16 protein-coding genes and 1 pseudogene are annotated in these 24464 nt (G+C 54.1%); 6 read left to right on the top strand and 11 right to left on the bottom strand.

Annotated elements, in window-relative coordinates; translation table 11 throughout:
- Positions 1–41: 41 nt before the first annotated feature.
- The 4 genes and pseudogenes from CFLAV_RS14395 to CFLAV_RS14385 all read right to left on the bottom strand — a co-directional run bounded on the left by CFLAV_RS14395 (position 42) and on the right by CFLAV_RS14385 (position 2558).
- Positions 42–416, bottom strand: coding sequence for a GNAT family N-acetyltransferase (locus CFLAV_RS14395; protein WP_007415481.1), 375 nt, complete (start codon positions 414–416; stop codon positions 42–44).
- A gap of 73 nt (positions 417–489) precedes the next feature.
- A pseudogene (locus CFLAV_RS37630) lies at positions 490–1228 on the bottom strand (YebC/PmpR family DNA-binding transcriptional regulator).
- A 358-nt stretch (positions 1229–1586) separates the two neighbouring features.
- Positions 1587–1751, bottom strand: a complete 165-nt coding sequence (locus CFLAV_RS35535) for a hypothetical protein (protein ID WP_007415478.1) — start codon at positions 1749–1751, stop codon at positions 1587–1589.
- A gap of 561 nt (positions 1752–2312) precedes the next feature.
- Complete coding sequence (locus CFLAV_RS14385) at positions 2313–2558, bottom strand: hypothetical protein (RefSeq protein ID WP_007415476.1); 246 nt, start codon at positions 2556–2558, stop codon at positions 2313–2315.
- Positions 2559–2915: 357 nt separating this feature from the next.
- Between CFLAV_RS14385 and CFLAV_RS14375 the strand changes: the two genes are divergently transcribed.
- Positions 2916–3488: a c-type cytochrome gene (locus CFLAV_RS14375; RefSeq protein WP_007415475.1), complete on the top strand. Its 573-nt coding sequence runs from the start codon at positions 2916–2918 to the stop codon at positions 3486–3488.
- A gap of 529 nt (positions 3489–4017) precedes the next feature.
- Here the strand turns inward: CFLAV_RS14375 and CFLAV_RS14365 are convergent.
- Entirely contained in the window at positions 4018–4686 is a 669-nt protein-coding gene (locus CFLAV_RS14365) for a hypothetical protein (RefSeq protein WP_007415473.1), read from the bottom strand.
- A 662-nt stretch (positions 4687–5348) separates the two neighbouring features.
- On the opposite strand from CFLAV_RS14365, the gene CFLAV_RS14355 reads away from it, so the two are divergent.
- Entirely contained in the window at positions 5349–7376 is a 2028-nt protein-coding gene (locus CFLAV_RS14355; RefSeq protein WP_007415471.1) for a beta-N-acetylhexosaminidase, read from the top strand.
- A 1-nt stretch (position 7377) separates the two neighbouring features.
- Positions 7378–8667: an NHL repeat-containing protein gene (locus CFLAV_RS14350; RefSeq protein WP_007415470.1), complete on the top strand. Its 1290-nt coding sequence runs from the start codon at positions 7378–7380 to the stop codon at positions 8665–8667.
- Positions 8668–8785: 118 nt separating this feature from the next.
- On the opposite strand, the gene CFLAV_RS14345 is transcribed toward CFLAV_RS14350, so the two are convergent.
- The gene (locus tag CFLAV_RS14345) at positions 8786–9058 is read right to left on the bottom strand and encodes a hypothetical protein (protein ID WP_150107420.1); all 273 of its coding nucleotides are present in this window, start codon (positions 9056–9058) and stop codon (positions 8786–8788) included.
- 281 nt (positions 9059–9339) lie between these two features.
- Here CFLAV_RS14345 and CFLAV_RS14340 point away from each other — a divergent pair, with 281 nt between their 5' ends.
- Positions 9340–10971 carry an RNA polymerase sigma factor gene (locus CFLAV_RS14340; protein WP_007415468.1) on the top strand — a complete coding sequence of 544 codons (1632 nt, stop codon included), beginning with the start codon at positions 9340–9342 and terminating at the stop codon, positions 10969–10971.
- 21 nt (positions 10972–10992) lie between these two features.
- Positions 10993–11826 (top strand): tetratricopeptide repeat protein, encoded by an 834-nt coding sequence (locus tag CFLAV_RS14335; protein ID WP_007415467.1) that lies wholly within the window; start codon positions 10993–10995, stop codon positions 11824–11826.
- A gap of 197 nt (positions 11827–12023) precedes the next feature.
- Here CFLAV_RS14335 and CFLAV_RS14330 read toward each other — a convergent pair whose 3' ends face one another.
- The 4 genes from CFLAV_RS14330 to CFLAV_RS14315 all read right to left on the bottom strand — a co-directional run bounded on the left by CFLAV_RS14330 (position 12024) and on the right by CFLAV_RS14315 (position 21828).
- Entirely contained in the window at positions 12024–16400 is a 4377-nt protein-coding gene (locus tag CFLAV_RS14330) for an RHS repeat domain-containing protein (RefSeq protein ID WP_007415466.1), read from the bottom strand.
- A 44-nt stretch (positions 16401–16444) separates the two neighbouring features.
- Positions 16445–18115, bottom strand: coding sequence for an RHS repeat domain-containing protein (locus tag CFLAV_RS14325; protein WP_007415465.1), 1671 nt, complete (start codon positions 18113–18115; stop codon positions 16445–16447).
- A 355-nt stretch (positions 18116–18470) separates the two neighbouring features.
- Complete coding sequence (locus tag CFLAV_RS14320; protein WP_007415464.1) at positions 18471–19904, bottom strand: YHYH protein; 1434 nt, start codon at positions 19902–19904, stop codon at positions 18471–18473.
- A 115-nt stretch (positions 19905–20019) separates the two neighbouring features.
- Positions 20020–21828 (bottom strand): YHYH protein, encoded by a 1809-nt coding sequence (locus tag CFLAV_RS14315; protein WP_007415463.1) that lies wholly within the window; start codon positions 21826–21828, stop codon positions 20020–20022.
- Between the two features lie 536 nt (positions 21829–22364).
- Here CFLAV_RS14315 and CFLAV_RS14305 point away from each other — a divergent pair.
- A complete protein-coding gene (locus CFLAV_RS14305) occupies positions 22365–23621 on the top strand; it encodes a cysteine desulfurase-like protein (protein WP_007415462.1) in 1257 nt (418 codons plus the stop codon).
- A gap of 3 nt (positions 23622–23624) precedes the next feature.
- On the opposite strand, the gene dprA is transcribed toward CFLAV_RS14305, so the two are convergent.
- A complete protein-coding gene (gene dprA / locus CFLAV_RS14300) occupies positions 23625–24449 on the bottom strand; it encodes a DNA-processing protein DprA (protein ID WP_272941481.1) in 825 nt (274 codons plus the stop codon).
- Positions 24450–24464: the final 15 nt, after the last annotated feature.

The following is a 24464-nucleotide window of genomic DNA, read 5'->3' as shown; positions in this document are numbered from 1 at the left end:
TTTAAATTCGCCGCATCTAACCTGATATTGGGCTGGAATATTCATAAGCGCTTTCTAAAGTAGACAGCCGACTCATCATAGCCCAAAGCCTGGTAAAAGGACGAGGCCCTGCGAGTGGCCAGGGCAATCAACTTCGAGCCTCGCAGGGAGGCCCACTGCTCAAAATCTTCCATCAGTAATTTGCCAATGCCCTGTCGGCGGAAATCCTCCAGCACCATGATTTCCTCAACCCACGCCACGCGCCCGTTGGCAAAAAAAGTAAAATGATCAAAACCCAAAACGTAACCGACCGTCTTATTTTCCAACTCTGCAACGGAGAGATGGGCATCGCCGGCCGACAGCAGATTTGCAAAGGAATTTGCAAAGGCTTTTCTCTCCACCTCGAATGAAGTGGCGAACTTCCGCGCAAGTTCCATTATGGAATCCTCGTCCTTCGGCTCCCGCGGTGCGAATTATAATCATGTAGTGGCAACTCGACGACCGCCAATTTCAACCCGGCATCCTCCGTGAATTCGCGGTGGAATAAAGTTCCTTCACGTCGTCATGGTCCTCCAGGGCGTCCGTCAACTTGGTCACGGCGGACACCGCACCTGGATCGCTCAGCGGAACTGTCAGGCTGGGGATATAGGTCACCTGTGCCGAAGCGCACTTAATACCTTTGGCTTCGAGCGCCTTGTGGACCGGCTCGAAATGGCCCGGGTCGGTCAGAACCTCAAATCCTTCAGGCTCGGCTTTAAAATCTTCCGCCCCGGCTTCAAGCGCCACTTCCATCACACTATCTTCGCTGGCTCCCTCACGCGAAATAATCATCTGCCCTTTACGCTGAAACAATCGACTCACGGAGCCGGCAGTGGCAATCGCTCCTCCAGCCTTTGGTCAGCAGACTGCGTATTTCCGCTGCGGTTCGATTGCGATTATCAGTGCTCAACTCAATGAGCATGGCCACGCCATTAGGACCATAAACCTCATACGTTAAATCTTCGAAATTGCCCGTCTCACCGCCTCCCGTGCCCTTCTTGATCGCCCGCTCGATATTCTCATTCGGCATGTTTGCGCCACGGGATCTGAGCAGTGCCATGCGCAAGCGGGGATTCATATCCGGATCACCGCCGCCAGCTTTGGCGGCAATGCTGATTTCCTTCGCCAACTTGGCGAAGATCTTGCCCCGTTTGGCGTCAATCGCACCTTTGAAGGTCTTTACCTTTGCCCATTTACTATGACCGGCCATAATTCAATCCAATTGCAAATTTCGAACTTCGAATTCTAAAGCTATCCGCAAGGTTATCAAGTGCTCAGGCGGGAAATCCAGCTTTCTTCCTGCCATTTTTGGATTTCAAAAACCATCACAAATCCTTAGTTCTCAATAAAAAACCAATTCCATTTTTGCGCCAATGGCCATGTGAAATTTTTTAACCTTCCGATACCTTCCGATACCGTCCGATGGCTTCCGATACCGTCCGAACCACCCGCGCATGCCGAATTGGAAAGCGACTTCCCACAAGGGACTACGGACGACAAACAGCTGACAACTTGCGATCTGGCTCTCATTCGAAATTCAAAAATAAAAGATGTCCCGTTAACTCACGTTAGCTCCCGACAACTCCCATTAACTCACGGTTTTTCAGTTCCTTAAAGTACCCGTCGATCAGGCTTCCTCCCTCTCGCCCTAAGTCTTTGGTAAAAGGGTTGAAGCTCAATCCAGCATTTTTAAGTAAGTTTTTCATAGCTCCAAGATGCTCTGCATCGCTCATTAACCTCTAATTTGTGCATTACTATCTCCTAACAACACTAACTCAGTCAACATATATCTACCTAATATTAGAAGTATTTTAGTCCTTCGCCCTCACTCGCGCACGCGACCCGCGATTGCACTCCTACCGCCAGGCTCGTGGTCGGGCGCGTCACTCCGTGCGCGCCGCACTGACATCGTCCGCAATTTCCCCTCTCTAACTGCCCCACTCGCGTACGCCAACCACGACTCAACCCCACCTTCATTTCGCAGTGCAGAGGGAAAATGGCGCTTTCAGATCGCCCCATCATACTGGGTCCCGGAGCGCCGGTTTCCGAACTGGCTTACGATGCATTATCAACGAAAACGCATCTGCCCTCCACCATTCGCGTAAACTTTGGACTGTCATAAACCTATCACTGTCCATAATCCTGCGTTCCAGTTCCATCCCTGCACATTGAATACCCGTCAGAAGGAGTAAAAGCCAAGCAAGGATCGTGACAACGGTTAAGTTTGTCCGGGCTGTTTTCAATCTGTCGCGGACATTTTCTCCCTGGGAATAAAGTCTGTGTATTACATTACATCACCACTGTTTACCGAGGTACCATTCACCCGACTCAAGATCATGTTTCAGCAGGTATTCGTGGTTGTCCATGCCTCGCACTTTGAAATAATTGGCTCGGGGCCACTCCGGTTTGCCCTCGACTTGATACCAGCGGTCAACCACGTCTCCCACCCCGATTGCTTCTTGTTCCCAAACAAAGAGGCGAGGCAGCTCATCGCCTTTTGCTTCGGCGTGGCACTCAACTTTAACCGGAACCAGTTTCATACGCAGACGCTTGGTGGATCAGGTTTGGACTAATCTGCATAGGTATAGCCAAAAGCAATATCATCGACCAGCCGGGTGTAAGCAAACCTCAGTCCCGCTCCAATTTTTGGAATAAACAAACGGCTGGCAGCCTCAAGCACGGCGAAGTTCCCACCCGATCGGAGAGAAAGGACCCATGCACAATGGAACAGCACGGGCAAGGTAAGGCCAATACCCCAATAGAGCGGCAGCTGATAGATGGCGAATGTTATGTCGGAGGGGGGAAATAAGGAAAGTCGAAGCGTGCTTCGCCTGCAAGCCACTCAGACTCGCCGATAGCCAGGAAGAGGATTGTTAATAAAACATCCCGGAAACAGTATGATGCGAAACCGAAGAGAGTTTCTAATTGGATTTGTTTGCGGCCTTGCCGCCGTATTTCTCATTGGGCTCGTGCTGATCGTCACTGGTGCTTTTGACTTCTCTGCTTCAAGCAAACCCGGAGTTATCGAGAACAAGCTGGCACCATATGCCTTTGAGCGCTCCATGGTTAGGCGGGCTCCCAAACAGAACAATCCGTTCACCAATGAACCTTCTGCTCTGGCCGTCGGCATGGCGCACTACAAGGAGAACTGTATTATCTGTCATGGCGCTCCTGGCTCCGAACCCGTCGAACTGGCAATGGGACTCAATCCATCTGCACCGTCGCTCCAGGAGCCGGACATCCAACAGATCTCCGACGGGCAAATGTTTTGGATTATCAAGAATGGCGTTCGCTGGAGCGGGATGCCTGCTTTTGGCATGACTCATAACGACACTGAAATCTGGAAAATCGTCTCCTTCGTCCGTCACCTGCCACAGTTGACACCGGAAGAGAAAGGGAATCTCAACCGGGAACCTGAGCATGACCATCACCAAGGTGGGAGCGGAGCACATCCCGAGAGTTCTCCCTGAATTAAAGCCAGTGCTGCTGGTTCCGGGAACGAGAGGAGTGAACATGAAAACGGCGCACATGCTCAGGCAGCAGCTGGAGTTGATCTTCCAATGGTACGGAGGGATGGTGAATCCACGAACCGGGATGTTCGAATACCTCTACCTCCCTCAACAGGACAGCCTGGTGCAAGAACGATGTTCCAGGTGTACTTCCAGGATCTGCCTGGTTCTACCTCATCGGATTTTTATTACAAACGACCATTGAGAAATGGAAGTCCCAGCTGGTAACAAAGTGAGTTGACTCGTCAGGAGATCGTCCCATTAACAAATTGGGTCGAGACAGAAAAGTTGTCGTTCCCAAATGGTTCTCGTTTTGCGTCAATTAGGGGCTATCCAAGTGTTCGCTTTTGCCAGTTCCAGTCCGGCAGATCCGCCCCCGAAGCGCCGGTTTCCAAACTGGCTGACGATGCAATATCAACGAAAACGCATTGGCTCTCCATCGTTCATGTAAACCCCTATTGGAAACGTGCGCTCTGGGCTGCCGCCAACTTTATTTAATGACTTCCTGCAACTTCCCCAAAACATCCTCATCCGGCTTTCTGGACACCAACGTACCTTTCTTGCCGATTGGAATAACCACCTGAAAATGTTTCGGACTCATTTTGAACGGTGTCTCCGCACTGAATCTTTCAAGGAACTCGTAAGACGCCGGTTCATTCGCTGAGATGGGAATCCTTATTCCCATTGGAAACATAAAACGACCGCCAATTCTCAAATTTACGATAAAGAGCGACCGCTGCCATTTTTCATTCCCCTGTTTCAAAAATTCTTCCGGCCAATCGATGTTTGGCAGAGCAGAATTTTTCCATTTCAGAGCGCAAGTGAACGACAACCAGATCGGATCACTTGGTAGTTTTGGCGACAGATGATTTTCTAATATGAAGTTTATGGCTCGCCGATAATCCCCAGGTGCCAACACCCAATCCATTGATTCCGCTCGTCCCGGCCTACCAAAAACCTCAACCGCCTTCTCTCTGATTTTTGGGACGTAATTTTCTTTATCAAGATATGGATTCAAATTGAGTGTGAGCTTTTCAGCTTCTACAGGCTCAAAGTAGGTTTCCAAGAAACCGTGCATCTTCTGTATGGCCTTGAGCGTGTTACTAGGCCGAATGGCATGACCCCAGCAACTACCCTTGGGCGGACGATATGTAAACATAGGAAATCAATTAGAAACCGAACGCCCAAGTCCAGCGACAGCCGGGACAGCGGCGGTGCGTTCTGGTTGGACCTCGTCGTAATCATCTTAATCTCTCCACATCTTCTAGCAACGCGATGTAATCACGTGGGCGGCGATCCGGCCACTTCCGATAGTATGGAACGAGAAACGCCTCGCGAAAGAATGAAATGCTGAAGTAGTCACACCAAATTTCGTGCGGCAAATTGTGGAAAGCGTCTGCAAGGTCGGATGCCTGCTCCCCGTGTCCGCTTCCCGCTAGCATCCGAATATCAACGAGCGCGTGGTGCAGCAAGTCGCACAGCTTCTTCTGTTGTGCTTCATTCAGTGGTCGTGAGTCTGGGTGCATGATGGGTAAGGGGTCTAACTATGAATATACGAACAGTGATTTGTATATTAAAACCTGTCTACTAGCCGAATCCCAATGTCGCAAACAGTTTTTAATCAATAAAACTTGCCCACACCATACGACCCTCGGTTTGAATATTAAAACAAAAAATCCAAAAACACTTTCGCCTGCCTGTCCGCGATCCATCTTCATTTTCCAACTAACACCAACGCTGTAATCTTGCCTTCATCCCAACAATCCGCTAATCTCTTCCTATTCGCGGAGACAATATGATCCAATCAACCGATTCTTTTGAATGAAGCGCTTGCTATCCATCTTCGCCATCTTGTTCTGCGCCGCGACAGCCTTCGCCACGTCCCCCGCTCTCATTCCACTGCCGCAACAGATGGTGCTGCAGACGGGCACGTTCACACTTTGTCCGGCGCAATTGATACCGGGCGCACCTGCACCGGCCGTGACTAAAATCCTTGTGGACACGGCGTCGCGGGAAACCGGCGAATATCTCGCCGCGCAGCTTTTTAAATCCACCGGCTACCGGTTTGAAATCGCTACGAACTCCGGTGCCGCGCCAGTCGCCGGAACGATTCTGCTCACGACGAACAGCGCCCTCGCAATTCTTGGTGTGGAAGGCTACGAGTTAACCGTGGCCACCAACTCTGTCGTCATCCGTGCGCCAGCTTCCGCGGGAGTTTTTTACGGCGTGCAATCTCTTTTGCAATTGCTGCCGCCCGAAATTTTTTCACCCCGTCCGGTTGTCGGGGTGCCGTGGACCATTCCGTGCGTTTACATCCAGGACGCGCCGCGATTTCCCTGGCGCGGCTGGATGCTCGACAGCGTTCGCCATTTCTTCAACAAGGACGAAGTCAAGGAATTCGTCGACGCAATGGCGCTTCACAAATTGAACATGTTCCACTGGCATCTGGACGATGACACCGCCTGGCGTATTGAGATTTTGAAATGGCCGTTGTTGACCCAGGTTGGCGCTTGGCGGACCAACGTTAACTTCGGACTCAATCCTCGCTCGAGCACCGCTTACGGCGATGATGGTCGTTACGGTGGTTTCTACACGCAGGCAGACATTCGCGAGATCGTGGCCTACGCGGCGCAACGGCATATCACCGTCGTGCCAGAGATCGAGATGCCCGGCCATTCCTCGGCTGCGCTAAACGCATATCCGCAATTCGGTTGTGGTTGCCAAACCTGCTCCAGTCCGCCCGGCAGTCTCGACAACACGAACTCGAATGCTGGTGGCGTGTTTTGCGCGGCGCGTCCGGAAACGATGGCATTCCTGCAGGACGTTTTGACGGAGGTGATGGATCTTTTTCCTGGTCCCTACATCCACGTTGGCGGAGATGAAGTGAATTCGTCGAACTGGCAACAACATTCATTGGATCAAACTTTAAAGAGCAGCCTCGGCATTACTTCGATGCAGCAATACCAGGGTTATTTCACGCAACAGATCGCCAACTGGCTCAAGAGCCGGGGCCGCACGATGATCGGCTGGAGCGAAATCATGAATGGCGGACTCGTCACGAATGCAGTGGTGATGGATTGGTTAACTGGCTCAAGCAGCCGCGCGCAACAGGCCGCCACCAATCAACAATTCGCCGTCATGACGCCGACCTCGACTTGCTACATCAATTACGTCGAGAACCCTGGCGTGACCTGGTCCGTCGAGCCGCCCAGCCAGAGCGGGACAGTGACGCTGAGTACGGTCTACAACTTCGAGCCGATTCCGGCGAACCTCCCGGCGGCATTCACGAATTACATCCTCGGCGCGCAAGGGAACAACTGGGCCGAATTCATTCCCTCTCGGTTGAACATGGAATTCAAAATGTTTCCGCGTTTATGCGCTCTCGCAGAGGTGACTTGGACGGCGCCTTCGCTGAAGAATTACACGGACTTCTCCAATCGCCTCGCGATTCACAAACAACGGCTCACACAAATGGGCGTGAATTACAACCCCTCCCTGACCCCGCCGCAAATTGCTGCCTGGACCGCCTCGCAAATCTCAACCAGCCTCTCTGTTCTCTCCTGGGACATTACCTCCAGCGTCACGACGGCTGGTGAAATTGACGTGAGTTTCTGCTGGAAGACAGGAGCAAATGGTCTGGATATCGCCTGGGCCGCGCTGCTGGAGAATGGAGTTGAGATCGATCGCGACACCCATGCGGGGTTTACCGGTGCCACCCCGAGCCGACCGGCGTACGTTTTACGCCTGCCTGCCCGCAAGCCCGGTGCCACCTACATCCTGCAAGCGTTTGCGGCGGGTCGGAGCGGCACAAATTCCAACGGCGTGATCTATCGCCCCAACTGGGACTGATATGAGGAACAAACTTTCATTCAAAAACCTGTTCGTTGGCGGCGGCTTGCTGGCGTCAATGGCCGTTGCGCACGCACAATCTCTCACCATCAACACCTTCGCCGGTCATGACGCGCCGGGTAGCAAGGACGGTCTCAGCAGCAGTGCGCGCTTCCGGCATCCGAACAGCATCGCCGCCGACAGTGCGGGCAATATCTATGTCGCCGACACGGAGAACAGCACGATTCGGAAAATCACGCCCAACGGCTCCGTGAGCACATTTGCCGGGTTTGCTGGAACCTTCGGCAGCGCGGATGGTGTGGGAACGAATGCCCTGTTTTATGCCCCGCAGGGAATCGCCGTGGACAGCGCGGGTTTTATCTATGTCGCCGACACCGCGAACGCGACGATTCGGAAAATCACGCCCGCTGGTGTAGTGAGCACGCTCGCCGGTTCCGCCGGAAATATTAACAGCTTCGACGGCACTGGAATTAACGCCAATTTTTATCAGCCACGCAGCCTAGCAGTGGACAACGGAGGCAATGTTTATGTCGCAGATACATGGAACCACACCATTCGCAAAATCACCCCCGCTGGTTTGGTGAGCACCTTGGCCGGATTGGCCGGCAACCCCGGCAGCGCAGACGGCACGAATAGCAAGGCCCGATTCAACAGGCCATCTGGAATTGCCGTGGACAACGCGACCAATCTTTTCGTAACCGATTTTCACAATCACACGATTCGCAAAATCACACCAGGTGGCACGGTCACCACGATTGCCGGGTTGCCGGGTGTTTGGGGCAATGCCGATGGGACGAATAACGTCGCTCGTTTTTTTCAGCCACAGGGAATTGTGGCCGACAATGCTGGCAACCTCTTCGTCGCTGATTCGGGCAACCAAACCATCCGCAAAATCTCCCCTAGTGGAACGAACTGGATCGTGAGCACGGTCGCTGGATTGTCCGGAATCGCGGGAAACGCTAATGGCACGAACAACACCGCACGGTTTTATTTCCCAGCCGATGTCGCGCAGGACATCGCGGGTTACATCTACGTGGCCGACCTCGGCAACAACGCCATTCGCACCGAGCGCATCGTGCCACCCACGTTGCAACTCTCCAGGGCGGCGAACCAGTTTATTTTCGCCTGGCCCGTGTCCGCCAGTGGATTCGTTCTGGAAAGCGCCCACAATGTGTCCCCCGGCGCGCAATGGATTCCCCAAACCAACACCGTCTTCATTTCCGGCGATTATTTTGTAGCCACAAACAACCCGGCATTTGCCCCAGCCTTCCACCGCTTGCACCGCCAATAACACTGTCCAGCCCGCACCCCCAGGGCGCCGGTTTCCAGACCGGCTTACGATGAAGGAACGGCGAAAATGCTTGGTTGCTCTTCATCGTTCGAAAGGGCAGACCCTGAATGGCAGTCTTTTAACTTGCCTTCTGGTTGTTCCGATACAACCAGAATCCCAGCACAACATTTAAGCCCATCGCCGCTGCGTGAACGGGGAAAATATTGTAACACGCAATCTTAAGGTCCTTCTCAACGTAGGCTAATCTTCCTTGAAGCAACTCTCCACCTTTTAGGTGAAGCTTGGCGTAAGCTTTGTAAGCTTTTTGTCCCGGGCCGTTGACATCGCCATGGGAGTAGTAACCCCATATCTCAGCGCAGGTAAGTGCAACAATAAACAAGTTCATCATCATCAATGCTATAAAGACTAGATTTTTATGTTTGTACATACTTGTTTAATCAGGACCTCCAAACTCATTCAAAAGGCGCTTAATGTTCATCTAACCAAAGTAATGACACTTCTGTGTCTTCCCATTGACTCCAAATAACCGAATTCAACCCAGTTCAGGCTAGCCAAATTCCTTCCCCGCTTCAAAATATTCTTTTTTGATTCCTCTATGTGCTACTCAGCTATCTCCTTCTTAGAAAAACATTCTGTCACCTCTTTGTCTCGTTTGCAGACTTATGAGGTGTTATGATGAACTCCAACGTAATGGAAACCAGCGATGCCAATCTCGTCGCCGAGAGCCTGACCGGGAACCGCGAGGCGTTTGGCCAGATTGTGGCCCGGTACCAGACGCTCATTTGTTCCCTCGCTTACAGCCGTACCGGCAGCCTGACTCAAAGCGAAGACCTTGCGCAGGAAACTTTTATCGCCGCCTGGCGACAACTGGGAGGCCTTCGCGAGCCGGACAAATTGCGCTCATGGCTCTGTGGTATCGCCCGCAATCATATCTACGACGCCATAAAAAAACGCGGACGCGAACCCAGCAACGCGGCGGAACCGCTGGATACCCTTCACGACTCGCCCACGATGGAACCCTTGCCCGCCGATTTGACCATCCAGAAGGAGGAAGAGGCAATCCTGTGGCGCTCCATCGAGCGCATCCCGGAAATTTACCGTGAACCTTTGGTCTTGTTTTATCGCGAACATCAATCCATTGAGGCCGTCGCCAAGAATTTGGAATTGACGGAGGACGCGGTGAAACAACGCCTCTCGCGCGGGCGAAAACTGTTGCACGAACAAGTTCTTGCCTTTGTCGAGGGCGCGTTGGAACGGACCAATCCCGGCAAGGCCTTCACGCTCGTCGTGTTGGCCGCGTTGCCATCGCTTACATTTTCCGCCAAGGCCGCAGCCGTCGGCGCCGCGGCAGCCAATGGCAGTTCGATGGCCAAGGCCGCGGGAGTGGCAGGCTTGTTCGCTATAATTTGTAACCCGCTGATCGTTCTCTTTGGAAATTTTATTCCATATCGCATGGCCCTCGCGGCAGCTCATTCAGACGAGGAACGACGGCGCATCAAATCATTCTATGCAAGGATTTGTGCCTTAAGTGTTGGACTATCCTTGCCGCTGACCGCAGGGATTTATTGGTTGTTCCGCAATCAGCCCGCCAGCCACTTCGGCGGAGGAGAATTGTTCGTCACTTGGTTCGTCACCCTGGTCGTGGTCTATTTGCTGGCGATTTTCTCCTTCGCCATTGTCGGCGCTGGAAAACGGCGCGCTTATTACTCCAGAGTTTTGGCGGAGAAATACGGCGGCGTTTTTCCAAAATCAGCCTGGGAATATCGCAGCAAAATAAAACTACTGGGATTGCCACTCGTCCATATCCGGATCGGCGACCGTTTCGATCTTTTGAGAACACCGGTCAAGGCATGGATCGCAGTCGGCAATTTCGCTTTCGGCGGATTATTCGCGTTTGGTGAGGTGGCCGTTGCGCCGTTCTCGATAGGCGGTTTGGCCGTGGGCTTGTTGCCATTCGGCGGAATCGTTGCCGGGATATTTCCATTGGGCGGTCTCGCGCTGGGTGTTTGGTCATTCGGCGCGATCGCCATTGGCTGGCAATCCATTGGCGCTTATGCCATTGCCTGGAGCGCAGCCGTAGGAAATTTTGCAGTGGCACACAATTTTGCCATCGGCGGCATCACTCACGCGATGCAGGCCAACACTGATGCTGCGAGACACTTTGTCGATTCAAATTTGTTTTTTCGGTGGATCAAAGTCCTTGAAGGACATTGGTTCTGGATGAATGCCCTGTGGATCGTACCCCTGTTTGTCCAATGGCGCCTCATCGCCCGCAGCCGCCGCAACCAACCGGTTAATTCGTAACCTTCAACCTCCCTTAAAACTATGAAACCATTCGTCATCACCCTGGCGATTCTCTGTGTCGCCGCCACTGCTGGAACCATCATTTACCGCAACATGCCAAAGGCGCAACCCGCTATCGCACCGACTGCAGAGGCAACGCCCGAACCGGCCGCGCCACCGTCACCGAAGAAAATGATCTTGCCGAAACAACGGACACTTCAGATCGTTTCAGCGGACACCAGCGCCACAAATGAGATTTCTCCCGGCCCACTAGTTTCAACCAACGCGATCCCGGATGGTTCCGGCAAATCCACTCCATTGAGCCGTGCCATCGAAGTTTTGCTTTCATCCCAAAGCAGTTTTGATCAAAAGCAGGCTGCGTGGAAACAACTGCGCGATTCCAACCAGTTGGACCAGGCGGTTGAGGCGCTGAAACAGGGTGCAACAAACAATCCGACGTCCTCCGAATATCCAACCGCCTTGGGTCAGGCCTATCTTCAACAGGCAGGCATCGCTGCCCGGAGCGGTAAAAGCGTGAATGAAATGGGCATTCTCGGGATGGAAGCCGATCAAAGTTTTGACGCCGCGTTGAAACTCGATCCCGCCAACTGGGACGCGCAGTTTTTCAAGGCCGTCGCCCTGGCTCATTGGCCGGCAGAGTTGAACAAGGGCGACGAAGTCCTCCAGCGGTTTTCAGCGCTCATTGAGCAACAGGAAACGATGGCCACTCAGCCGCAGTTCGCCAAGGCATACATTTTATTGGGCGAGCAATATCAAAAGATGGGCAAGTCTGATTATGCCGCAGCCACCTGGCAGCTCGGCGCCAGCAAGTTTCCAAGCGACCCGGTGCTTCAGAAGAAAGTTAACGGACGGTAAGGATTCCATTGCCACCCCAAACACTTCCTTCGCCAACAAAGAAAGTTGCAGGCCTTTCCGGCCTGCAACTTCTGGGAGGATTCAATTAATACCGGTCATCCTATGACCGATGCTGTTTTTCACCAATTGCCCTCAGTTGAGCATGGCAAAGCTGCGCCCTTCGTGGTTAATGCATTCGCACCTGCTGATTAAAACTGCTAGCGAGAAATCGACCTTGGATTAACATAAAATGCAGTAATGCCACCCGCGCCGCCAGCGCAGGTAATATCTCCGTAGGTCGGCCGGCCCGGGCGCCACGTGCGAAGGGTTGCACCTGTCCCTTTGGTGTTGATGGCCTTGAACTGCGATTGAGTCGGCGTGTCACCATGCTCAAAATAACTTTTGAGCACCTCGCGGCTGCATGCCTCGGTGCCTAACGGTGAACCCCCAGGCGAGCCGCTGACGACCAAAAAATTGCGCGCTGCGAGATCGCGGTGGATGATGCCCTCCTTGTGCAGATGCCTTATTCGGCCATCGATCTCCAGCTTGAAATTGTGCGCTGGCAGATAGTCGCCTTGATGTTTGTTCCTGGATCGAATCATGCCCGCCGTCCAGGGATTGTTTCCAGCAAATGAAAATGCATTCTGCTCCGCGATGCAGGTGCCGTCGCTGCAACGGGTGGGACTGAGATAGCGACCGCTCGTGGGACTTTCAAAGAGCGGATTTTCACCCTTCGAACCCGAACCATGATACAAAGCGGTTTCCGCAACCCACTCCATGCCATGGAACAGATACGAGTTGCCGAACGCCGACTGCGTCACCGGCAGACCATCACCGCCCACCATCGGCGAGCCGTCAGAGGTGAGGAAAGTAGGCATGCCATAGTCATCGTAATCGTAGCGCTCAAGCACGGAGCCATTGGCATCGGTTAACGCGAGCACATTGCCCAGTTCGTCTGTGTGATAATAAATCGGTTCGCCCCCTCCGGTGAAAGCCACGCGATCCGGATAGCCATCGCCATCCAAATCACCGCCGGTGATGCCCCAGCAATGCACGCGGGAAACTACTCCACTCACCCGTTCTTCAAGGACGCCATCGCGATCCAGATCGCCACCATGCACATACTGGATTGTAACCGGTGCAGACGGCACGCCTGGATACGTTGTCTTGCTGATGCAGCGGCCCAGCGCATCGTAACTGAAACTGGCCACGAGCCCTGGAATTCCGTTGTTCAAACGGTCCACCTCCACCAGCCGGTTCGCATAATCATAGAAGCAGGTCGTTGGTCCGTCGCTGCCACTCAGTTGAATGAGGTTGCCATTATGATCGTGCTGCTCCGTGCCGAACGGTGTCACCGTGTATTGATCCATCTGGAAGTCGGCCGGTTCGGGCAGCGTTGCATCGCGCGTGTAAACATCCACCGTGACATCATTGGTCACCTCGAGACGGTTGCCTTTGGCATCCAGATGATACGACCGCAGTGTCGCTCCTGTTCCCTTTGTATTAATGGCTTTGCTGAGTTGGTTCAACGCAGTGTAAGACCAGAGATTGGTGGCGGTCGGTTGGTTCTGCACGAACGGAACCACCTGCGCCCGCAGGATTTTATTCTGATTGCCATCATAGGCAAAAATCCGTCGATCCACCGCCTGGGCGCCACGAGCATGGTTGATGCTCGCCACCTGTTGCCAACCGAGGTCGCCCGGAGAGTTAGGCTGACCCTGCAGACCGTCGTAGCGAATGCGGGTGTTAACCCCGTTCGTGCGCAAAATCGTGGAAAGCCGGTCCGGACCATCATAAGCATAGGTGGCAATCCCAGAGAGTGCGCCTCCGGCGAAAGGAATTGTGGAAAGACTGCTCACACGATCGAGTGCGTCGTAAGTGGACAGAAAGATGCGTCCGCCTGGATAAGCCATTGAGAGGCGATTGCCCACGCCATCGAATGTGCAGGTTGTCGGGAGACCATCCTGTGCTGAGCTCACGCAGTTGCCGAGCGAGTCGTAGGCGAAGTTGAGCCTTGAAACATTGTTGCTCGCCATCACGCAACGGGAGAGGCCATCGTACTGGAACGTCTCGAAGGTCGTGGTTGCCGCCACGCCGCTGGCGGGTGTGATGTTCCTTTGAAGACAGCGATCCAACAGATCGTAGGTGCTGATCGTCGTGGTGCCGTTGGCATCCGTTCGTGAGGCCAGATTGCTCCGTGGGCTCCAGACCAGCGATTCTGTAGTCTGATCGGCATGCGTGGTTGTCATCAGGCGATCAAGCGAGTCATAGCCGTAGTGTGTGGTATTCCCGTTGGCATCCGTCATCGTCACCAGCCTCGAGTTGTCATCCCACACGCGCAGGGAGCTCGCATCGGTTGCCAAATCAAGCAAACCATCTCCATTCAGATCTGCAATGGTCAGCGTGCAACGATTCAACCCATCATAATTGCACCGGCTCATATTATAATTATGATCCACATAACGCACCACGTTGTTGCGTGAGTCATAGGCATAAAGATTGGTATTCCCAACATTATCGCTGTCACCGATGCAGCGGTTAAGCGCATCAAGGACAAACGAGCTGACAAATGTCTGGACCGGACCACCCAAATCAGATACGTCCACCTGCTGCCTGCTGAGGACATTGCCGCAAGCGTCGTAGGCATACACTACCAGATTGCTTTTTGGATCGGTGATCGTCACGAGGCGATTGAGGCGATCGTGAGTAAAAGCCGTATGGTGATCATTATCATCGGCAGTGCTGGTGACCAGGCCGTTGGGCGCGTAATTGATGGTAGTGCTCGCCATACCGTCGCCGACAGCGAGGCCGGTGATGGGGTCAAAGAAAGCTTCACTGGTGCGGACGCAACGGTCGAATCCATCGTAAACGCATCGCTTCTCCGAAAGTCGCCGGTTGGAAGCGCTTCCGGCCACATCGTTTAATTCGCCGTCGAACCGCTCATAAACCAGGTTGTCATTACCGTCATAGGCTCTCGTGATCGTATTTCCCATGGGATCCGTCACCCGCACCGGTCGGCCAAACCCATCATAGGCAAAAACGCGCGTCGCAGGCACTGCATTATTCCCGAAGGCATCCCGCACAGTGACCACGAGGCGATTACCGTCCGCGTCGTACGAAAATTCTGACAGTGTGCCGTTGGTAAGTCCGGGCCCGTGTGTTTCCTGGAATAGCAGGTCGCGCTCGTCATACGTGTAGCTCACCACGTTATTTGGGTCATTGCCGTTGACCGCTTCCGGGGAACGATAAAGCACCAGATTGTCATTGGCATCGTATTGGAACTCAGCGGCGACTAGATGACTTGAGTCGGTTTCCTGTTCCACCCGCAGGCAACGCTTCATGAGATCGGGATGTTTGAAACGGGAATAAGTGCCAAGCTTGGTGTCTGTATCGTCACGCACTTCAATGCGTGTTTGCACCAGATTGTCAGCTGTATCGTAAAAATAATCCGTGGCGCAACGCGCGTTAATATTCGTCGGCGTTTGGCATTGCACCATCTGGTCCAGCGCATTGTAAGTGAACAACCAATCATTGGTGCGCGGGTCCACACAGCGAGTGACGTTGCCCTGTGGATCATATTCGAAGCGGGTGATGGTGACCGTCGGCCCAGCAGAGTCCACTGTCCAATCAGCCAGGTACCCGGCTTGCGGACCGCTGTCGTAATAATTGAAGGTATCCACCCGGCGAATGCCATCACCATTCGGAGCATTGGTAATGGCGGCCAGTTTACCATGTTCTTTGTAATTGAAGTCGCAGGCAACCACCGCACCACCTTTGCGGTCGGTGGATTCACAGTGCAGCTGGTTGCCCTGCGCATCATAATTCGCCGCCGAAGCATTTCCCCGGGGATCAATGACACCAGTAAGGAAAAGCCCTTTCTTATTATCAATGATGGTTGGCTGGCCGGAAGTGAGCTTCATTTCTCTGGCCGTATGGATGCCATCCAGCGAAGTGGTCTGGCGCGGACCGGAGGCAAACCGGGATTCAGTCGCCGAGAAAGGCAGATTGCCCACGTAAAGCTTTTTGCCCTCGCAGATCGCAGGCGAGCCAAAGCGTGGGTCATAACTGAAATGCCAGGCACGCTCCGTCAAATCATTCACGCCATCACCATCGGTGTCCGCACCTGTGCAGCAGGCGAGTTCCCGCACAATGCGTAAATCACCCTTCTTTCGCGCGCTGGCATTCTTATCAAAGTCCTGCTCATAAGTGCACGTGGTTGCATCGCCGTTGGGATAGGTAATGCGAGTGCAGAGGGAATCCCGGTTCCACGCACAGCGTGTTTCGTAGAAGTCCGGATCGCTCTGGCGCAGCTTGCCGGTCGGGCGGTTCTGCGTCTCCGTCGTCGGCAGATCTGGATTCGCGCGGCCTGTATAATCGAGCTGGCGAACGCAACGGTTCCGCGAATCGAAGAAACACTCGCTCACATTGCCGGCGCCATCGTTCACCACGCACTTCACCACTGCGAAATCATTTGACGGGGTTGGTGTTTGCGGAAACCGGCGCAGTTTGGTGCGATACGGTCCGCGCTGCACATAATCGACCGCGTCATAATCCACGCTGGCGGGATCAGTGTTGGTGGCGTAGACGAACTGCAACCAGGTCTGCTGCTTGCCATCGGTGATGCTGAGCAGATTATTATTTAGCGCTTCATCGGTGGAGTCGTCGAATAAGAATAGGTTGTGGTTTTGCCGTCCGGGAAATCATTGCCGTTGGGCGTGCCCACAACGGGCGGCGAAGTGACCGAGAGCAGCTGTCCCTTGAGATCGGAGCTGGTTGATGAACCGTGATGGTTGAAAGTCACCACGCGGCCGGCGAAATCGGTGAGCGTTTGAATGAAACCATTCTTGTCATAGCCAATGGTGTTGGTGCGCCCCAAGTCGTCCACTACCGTGAACAATCGCCCGCTTCCATCATATCCGAATGTCAGGGCGTTCCCATTGCGGTCTACAATTTGGGAAATTTTTCCGGCCTGCCCTGAGCCGTCGAGCGGATTGAAAACCCACTTTCCTGTATCCGGGAAGGTAAGTATGAAAATGTTCTTGCTAAAGGAGCCTTCGCAGAAAAATTCAGGGGCCGAATAGGTTCCATTCGTTTGCGCGAAAAACCGGTCGTCACGGCCGGTCCCATCATGCACCAGGATGTCTCCACCGAGCGGTTGAATCGATAGATTGTAAGAAAAGTCCCAGCCGTTACCCATGGCTGTATTTGTTCCGGTTCGTGATCGATAGGTGCGCACCCAGGCGAAGTCCAGGCTGCGACCGGGAATGACCGTGTCGGCTATTTCCAACTGCACTTCACCGGAGAAAAGCATCAGATTCGGGAATTCGACATGTGCCGGATGCATGGGGACTTCCCTCATCTCGCCGACGTCATCATTAATGGTTTTTTGCCGGCTTCCAGCACACCACCATTGACCAGTCTCCTTAACGCGCATGCTGAAATGATGAGTGCCGGCCCACCGTTGATTACTGTGTTGATGCATGTGAGGCCAGAGGGCAAAATCATCCTCGAAACTTCCGTCGCCGCCACCGCCGCCAGCGGTGCGGGAGGCAAGTTTGACGTTTACTGCATTCAGTCCCTTTTTGCCTTCTTGAATGTCAGACCCGGTTATGGTGTCCAGCTCAAATCTACCGGCTGTGTAAGTGCGATTGCCCGGGCTGGCTGGCGGTTCCTGCGGCGGTTCGAGCAGGCGATCCGTTGACCCGCCCACGGGAGTGGGCTGCCCGGTGACGGAGAAAAGTTTGTACGCGGTTGCCACGGCCTGTCCGCCTTCGAGCCATGCCACATCGTAGGTCCCTTCGGTGAGTGGTGGCAGGGTGAAACTGTAAACCGATCCCGGCTGAAGCACATTGGGCGACAGAACCAAACCGCCCACCCGCAGCATGCCATTGGTGGACAGCATTTGCCCCATAACATAAAGCGTGCCGCCATTCGTTGAAACCACGGCCGGCTCCACACTGAGAATTTCCGGTTGTGGGAGGACAAGCTGGTAATACTTGGAACGTTCCAGCGCTTCGGGTGCCATCCACTTGATGGGGCCGACATTTGATTTAACCGGCTCCTCCGTCTTCCAAACGTCATTTTCCAAATTCGTTTTGCTTTGCACGAGGTAAACGCCGTCCAGTGACGCATCCCAGGTCAGGTTGATGGAAGGGGATGAGCCATCCAAAGCGCCGGGCGGATTGACTCCCAGTTGCAGATTCACCGCGGAGCAGGACAAGCTCATCGCGAATGTGATGAAGGCTGTGCCAAGTGCCAACCGAAGTCCCGGTTTGCCGAACTGCATCGTCTCAGAGCAATATTTTGCCATAAAATTCCCTATTGTGGGTAAAGCGGACAGGTGAGTCTCAAATGTACAAAAGCAATCGCCGTGCCAACCGATTTATGCGAAGGACAAAGCGGCCTTAGAATCACCGCAACCGCCTTTCAGGAAATGTTGAAGCAACCAACGTGAAAAGATTAATTACGACCGCATGGCCAAACCGGAATCAGCTTAACTCAAACAAAACCGTTTGATTCCAGGTGAGCTACTTTGCGGTGGTTGAAATGACTATTACACGAGAGAGGGCGGTAATCAAGCGTGGCAGGAAGCCAATTTGGCGGCAGCCGGATGAAGGGTTACCGCCAAGGCAAACGATAAGCGTTCGCATGAATTTAAGGATCAACTAGTTCGAATCATACGAAGCAATTGCTGTGCGGGTCACGCGGAAGAACTGATTGGTCGGTGTGGCGGGTGTGGAAATGGTGCCGCGATTGAAAGTTGCTGCAACCCCGGTGGCGTTTGTAGCCCACCCAGTCAAATTGCCGCTGGATTCCACCCGGTAGGTCCCGCCTTCGGTTGCGCTCCAGACGAGTGTCACCGTGTTGTTCGTCACGATTGGCGGGTTAAGCTGCAACGCCGCATTGACGCCACCGACGAAGTTGGTCGTCACCGCCTCGGTGATGCTGGTAACGGTGTTGCCGGTGGGATCGCCATAGAAACTGCGACCGAGATTGTACGGGAAGGCTGGCGCGCCAGTCGTGGTGATGGTCACGAAGTAGGCGTAGGTGCCATTGGGAAATTCCGGTGTCACACAATAGCGACAATTGTATTCATTGAGATCAAAGTCCACGCCCAGGGTTTTGCCGAGGTCGCCCAAGTATTCATTGTCCTCGATATAACGTCCTAGCGGATAGGTCGTGCTGACATTCGGACCGTATTCACTGGCGGCGAGTGTGGCTGAGCGGTTGTATTCGCGCGCCGCCCAGGCGGGAAGATTGGTGCGTCCGGTTGTGGCAAGATTGGCCGTGCCGTTCTGGCCGTCACGAATCACGAAACCGGAAACCATCCGGCGCACGCCGCTGGCTGGATTCGTGGGGTTGGAATAGCCATCCGGCCCATAAATAGGAAAGCCGTCCCGAACCCAGGCGACGATGGGAGAATGTTTGGTCGGCGCACCGGCACTCTCCGTGTAACGGTTGTTGTTGGCATTATAATCCACATGATCGCCCAGTTGATAACGCAGTGCGATGGGATTGGCGTGGTAATGGTGGGCCGCGCCAGCCTGGTGCGCGAGCGCGGCATCAAACGTAACGCTTTCATTCACGTAAGCATCGCGATTCCAAAGCCCGGTGCCTTGCACTTCACTGCTGCCGTTCCAATAAAACGCGTCACGATTGTCAAACAAGGCGACGCCATTCACGAAATATCCCACCGCACCCAGGCCCGTTAGGGTTTTGCTGGCGGGCACGACCGGGCTGCGCGGAATGCGATAAAGCACCTTCGCATTGGCGGGGTAGTTCGGAAAAAGCTGGGTCTTCGCAGCATTGAGGTACCACGGACCCATTACATAACTGGCCAGGCCGCTGCTGCGAATGTAAACCCAATTTGCTGAATAGGAGACTTCCCGCACGCCGGCATAGACTGGCAGGGATTGTGTCCCTGAACCACGGCTCCAGGTGGTAATGGCATTGCCTGAGGTTTCATCGGCGGAGGTGGCATAAATGCGCGCATATTTGCCTGAGTTTTGGGTGAACCACGAATCGATCTGGGGATCAGCGGCGTCTGAGTTGACCGCGATGAGAATTGTAGCCACGAACATTTTGATAGTTGTTTTCATGGGCATGCCTCCTGGTTGAATTTCGAAATATAAAGTGGACAGCGACTCGAAGTGACACACGTTACGCCTCGAGTCGCCGTTGTCTCACACGAGACAAATGGTTGGGTGGCACTCATTAATTGATGGTGAATCCGTTGGCCTGGGTATAAGTCGGGCCGCTCTGCTGCCCGGGTGGGGGCGAGAAGGTGATGGTAATGGTCTGGCCACCTGCCGCAGCGCCGGCCGGTATCGTGAGGGTGCCAGTCACAATTCCCTGTCCGCCGCTGTAGGTGTACGTCGCACCCGTTACAGTGAGTGTGCCCACCGTGAAACTTTGCACTGGCGCGCCGGATTGCGGTGGCACGGGTGGTGTTGCACTGGAGCTGATTACTGCGGCAATACTCAAACTGGAGCCACGATTGCCCGAAGTGGGTGCCATGGTGATCGTGCCAGAGCCGCCCGTATTGGTAGTCGTGCCGGAGACAGGATCGTAAGTCGCCAGTGCAGTGCGCGCGACGCGGAAAAACTTGTCGCTCTCCGCACTGCTGCCGCTGTAGTTTCCGCTGTCGCGGACGGCCGCGATGTTGGAAGCATTGGTCGTCCATGAAGTGAGGTTCGTTGATGACTCCACGCGATAAGTGCCGCCTTCCGTTGCACTCCACACCAATGTCACGACGCTGTTGCTGGCCACCGGTTTGCTGAGTTGCAACGCCGCGTCCGCCCCGCCCATAAAATTGGTGGTCACAGTCTCGGTGATGCTGGTGACCGCTGTGCCAGTCGGACTGCCGACAAATTGTTTGCCAACATTGTAAGGATAGGTCGGCAGCCCATTGCTGGTGATGCAAACGAAATAAGCGTAAGTGCCGCCCGGATATTCCGGTGTGACACAATAACGGCAATTGTATTCGTTGAGATCAAAATCCACTCCAACCGTTTTGCCCAGATCGCCAAGGTAGTCGTTGTCTTCCGTGTAACGGCCCAGCGGGAAGGAAGTGCTCACTGCCGGACCATATTCCGTGGCAGACAAAGTGGATGAACGATTTCCCGCGCGGGCTGCCCACGCAGGAATGGTCGTGCGACCGGTGGCCGCGAGATTGGCGGTGCCGTATTGTCCGTTGCGCAGCACAAATCCCGAGATCATGCGCCGCACTCCGCTTGCCGGGTTGGTCGGATTGGAATAGCCGTATGGGCCATACAGAGGAAAACCATCTTTCATCCAACCCACAATCGGCGAGTGTTTGGTGGGCGCATTCGTGCTCTCGGTGTAAGTCTTGGTGGCAGTGTTGTAATCCACATGGTCGCCTACCAGATAACGAGTGGCGATGGGGTTCGCGTGATAATGATAGACGCCGGTGTTTTGCTGATGCGCGAGTGCCGGATCGAAGGTGATGGTTTCGTTCACGTAGGCGTCGCGATTCCAGATGCCATCGCCGGTTGTGCCGCCGCCGCCCGGCGGTGAACCATCGCTGCCCGTAGAGTTGATGTAGGAAACGGCATCGCGCGAATCAAACGCATCCACGCCATCCACGAAGTAACCAATTTCGCCGCCTACAGTGGACTTGGTGGCAGGCACCGTCGGCGTGCGCGGGAAGCGGACGAGCACCTTCTGGTTGGCTGGGACATTGACGAAGAGCGTCGTGCGCGTCGCATCATTGTACCAGGGTCCCATCTGGTGGCTGCCCAAACCGGTGGTGCGGATATAAACCCAGTTGGACGAGGAATAGATATTTTGAATGCCGCAATAAGCGGGCAGGCTTTGGCTCACGGAATTGCGGCTCCAGGTTGTCTCAGTAGTGCCTGTGGCAAGTTGGGCATCGGTCTCGGAGATCCGGGCATATCTGCCGGAGTAAGTCGTGAGCCATGAAGTCAGTTGCGGATCGGCATGGAGGGATTCGGCGATGAACAGAATGGCGGCCATCAAGTAGGGATAGCGTTTCGCATTCATGATTACTGGATTGTTTGATGATTCACTCCAGTAATAAAGCCCACCTCTGTTAAGCCTTTATGTGGAAAGCCGCAGAGAATTGTAAAGGGTGTGTAAAAGCTTAAAAGAATTCAGCAACTCTCCCTGACAGATGGCAAATAAGCATCCCAGAGCAGACGCAGCTCAATGCGACTGCCATCCAGCGGAAATCAAAATTGCCAATTCCGAAATCCCATCACGCCTGACGTTCCACCGCTCAAGATACGTAAATAAAGTCAAAATATTTTAGACGAAACCTGCAGAACATAAACTACCCGCATTGAAAACTCGCAATGCGGGTAGTTTAAAAATGGTGAGATTGCGTGTCGAGGGAAATCGTTTTGTGATAATATTTTGGGGCAGAACCCATTTAAATGCGTCTGCCCCGATAAGCATCCTGTCTCCCGTTGACTCTTTGACACTGCCGGGTATTATCAAAGCCTTATCAACAGTGCTGTCAGGAAGTTTCTTTTGAAATCTGGCTGTCCAGGGCAATCTCAGTGGTCCCGTTTTCATTTATGAAGAACCCAGTTTTTGGAAATCAATCTGTCCCATCAGCGTTGGCGGCTCCGGAGATCATTCGTGCACGGTTCCCGGCACTGACGCGCGAGCATAATGGAAAGCCAGTCGCCTATTTCGACGGGCCGGGTGGCACACAGGTCCCGCAGGACGTAGTGGAGGCCATGGTGGATTATCTCTATCACCACAATGCGAACACTCATTGGAATTTTCCCACCAGCACGGAAACCGACGCGGCACTTGCAAACGCGCGCGAAGCCTTCGCAGATTTCTTCAATGCCTCTCCGCGCGAAGTTGCCTTCGGCAATAACATGACCACCATCACCTTTCACGTTGCCCGCGGTTTGGGACGTGCGTGGGGGCCGGGCGATGAGATCGTCGTGACGGAACTGGATCATCAAGCCAACGTGGCTCCGTGGCGCGCTTTGGCGAAGGAGCGTGGTGTGACCATCCGCTCGGTGCCGTTCGATGTGAAGACCGGTGAACTGGTGTGGAGCGAGCTTGAGCGTGCAGTGACGTCGAAGACGCGCCTTGTGGCAATCGGGGCTGCCTCCAATGCGCTGGGAACCATTTCATCGGTTCGCAATGCTGCGCAGCTTGCTCATGCCAAAGGCGCGCTTTGCTTTGTGGATGCCGTCCATTTTGCGGCTCATCGTGTGATTGATGTGAAAGCCATGGAATGTGATTTCCTGGCCTGTTCCCCTTACAAATTTTATGGACCTCATGCCGGCGTGCTTTATGCGCGCGCCGAAGTGATGACTTGGCTGGATGTTCCCAAATTGGATCCGGCGTCCAATGAAATTCCCGAACGAATGGAAACCGGAACACAGAACCACGAGGCCATTGTTGGAGGCGGTGCAGCCGTGGAGTTTTTGGCGTCCCTGGCTTCAGGTGCGACGCGACGGGAGCGGCTTGTTCTGGCAATGTCAGAACTGCACGCGCGAGGCGATGCTCTATTTGCGCGGCTTTGGAGTGGGTTAAGTGAAATTAAAGGCGTGACCTGCTACGGACCACCTCCCGGACAGCCACGCACCCCGACCGTTTCATTCGTCGTTGCCGGGAAGCCTTCTGCAGAAGTGGCGCGAGCGTTGGCCCAGGATGGCGTGTTCGCTTCCAATGGGAATTTCTATGCCACCAATGTGCTCGAACGCCTCGGTCATACACGTGAAGGCTTGGTGCGAGCCGGATGTGCCTGCTACACTACCGAAGGCGAAGTGGATCGCTTGATTGCCGGTGTGCGTCGCATTGCCTCCTGATTATTAGGCATTCCGCAGAAACATCTTGCCCGGCAATTGGCGGATGAGGCGTTTCATTTCCAAGCCGAGGAGCGCTACGGACACGGCGGAACTGGGCAGGCCGGAGTGACGGATGATTTCGTCGATGTTCGATTCCTCGTTGCTGAGGGCATCATAAACTTTCTGTTCGTTCTCCGAAAGATTGAGTGCGGGCAGCACGCCGGTTTCACTCGCTCCGGGTGGACGATTTGTGGAGGGAAATAGATATTCGAATTCGCTGAGGATGTCTTCCGCCCCTTCGCAGAGCTTCGCGCCTTTCTTGATGAGTTCGTGACAGCCTTTGCTGCGCGGGGAATCGATGCGGCCGGGCACCGCGAAGACCTGCCGTCCGGCTTCCACCGCCATGTTGGCAGTGATGAGGGCACCACTGGTAAGGTTTGCCTCAACCACGACCGTGCCGAGAGTCATGCCGGCGACGATGCGATTGCGAATGGGAAACGTCTGCTTGTCTGCATTGCGGTTGAACGGAAATTGTGAAAGCACCGCGCCATTGGCAGCAATGCGTTCAAAAAGGTCTGCGTTTTCAGGTGGAAAAACCAGGTTGATGCCGGTGCCGAGCACAGCAATCGTGCGACCCTTCGCGCTGAGCGCCCCTTGATGCGCGGCGGTATCGATGCCGCGTGCGCCGCCGCTCACGACCGTCACGCCGATATAAGCGAGTTGATAAGCGAGCTTGCGTGCAATTTCGAGGCCGTAATGCGTGGTCAGGCGTGAGCCAACCAACGCGACGCCATTCTTGTCCTTGGTCGAGAGACGACCTTTTACATAGAGTACGTATTGTGTTCCAATATGTAAAAACGTATG

This window comes from Pedosphaera parvula Ellin514, assembly GCF_000172555.1.
Lineage (GTDB): Bacteria > Verrucomicrobiota > Verrucomicrobiia > Limisphaerales > Pedosphaeraceae > Pedosphaera.
Note: the sequence above shows the minus strand (reverse complement) of the source record. Positions and strands in the feature narration are given on the sequence as shown.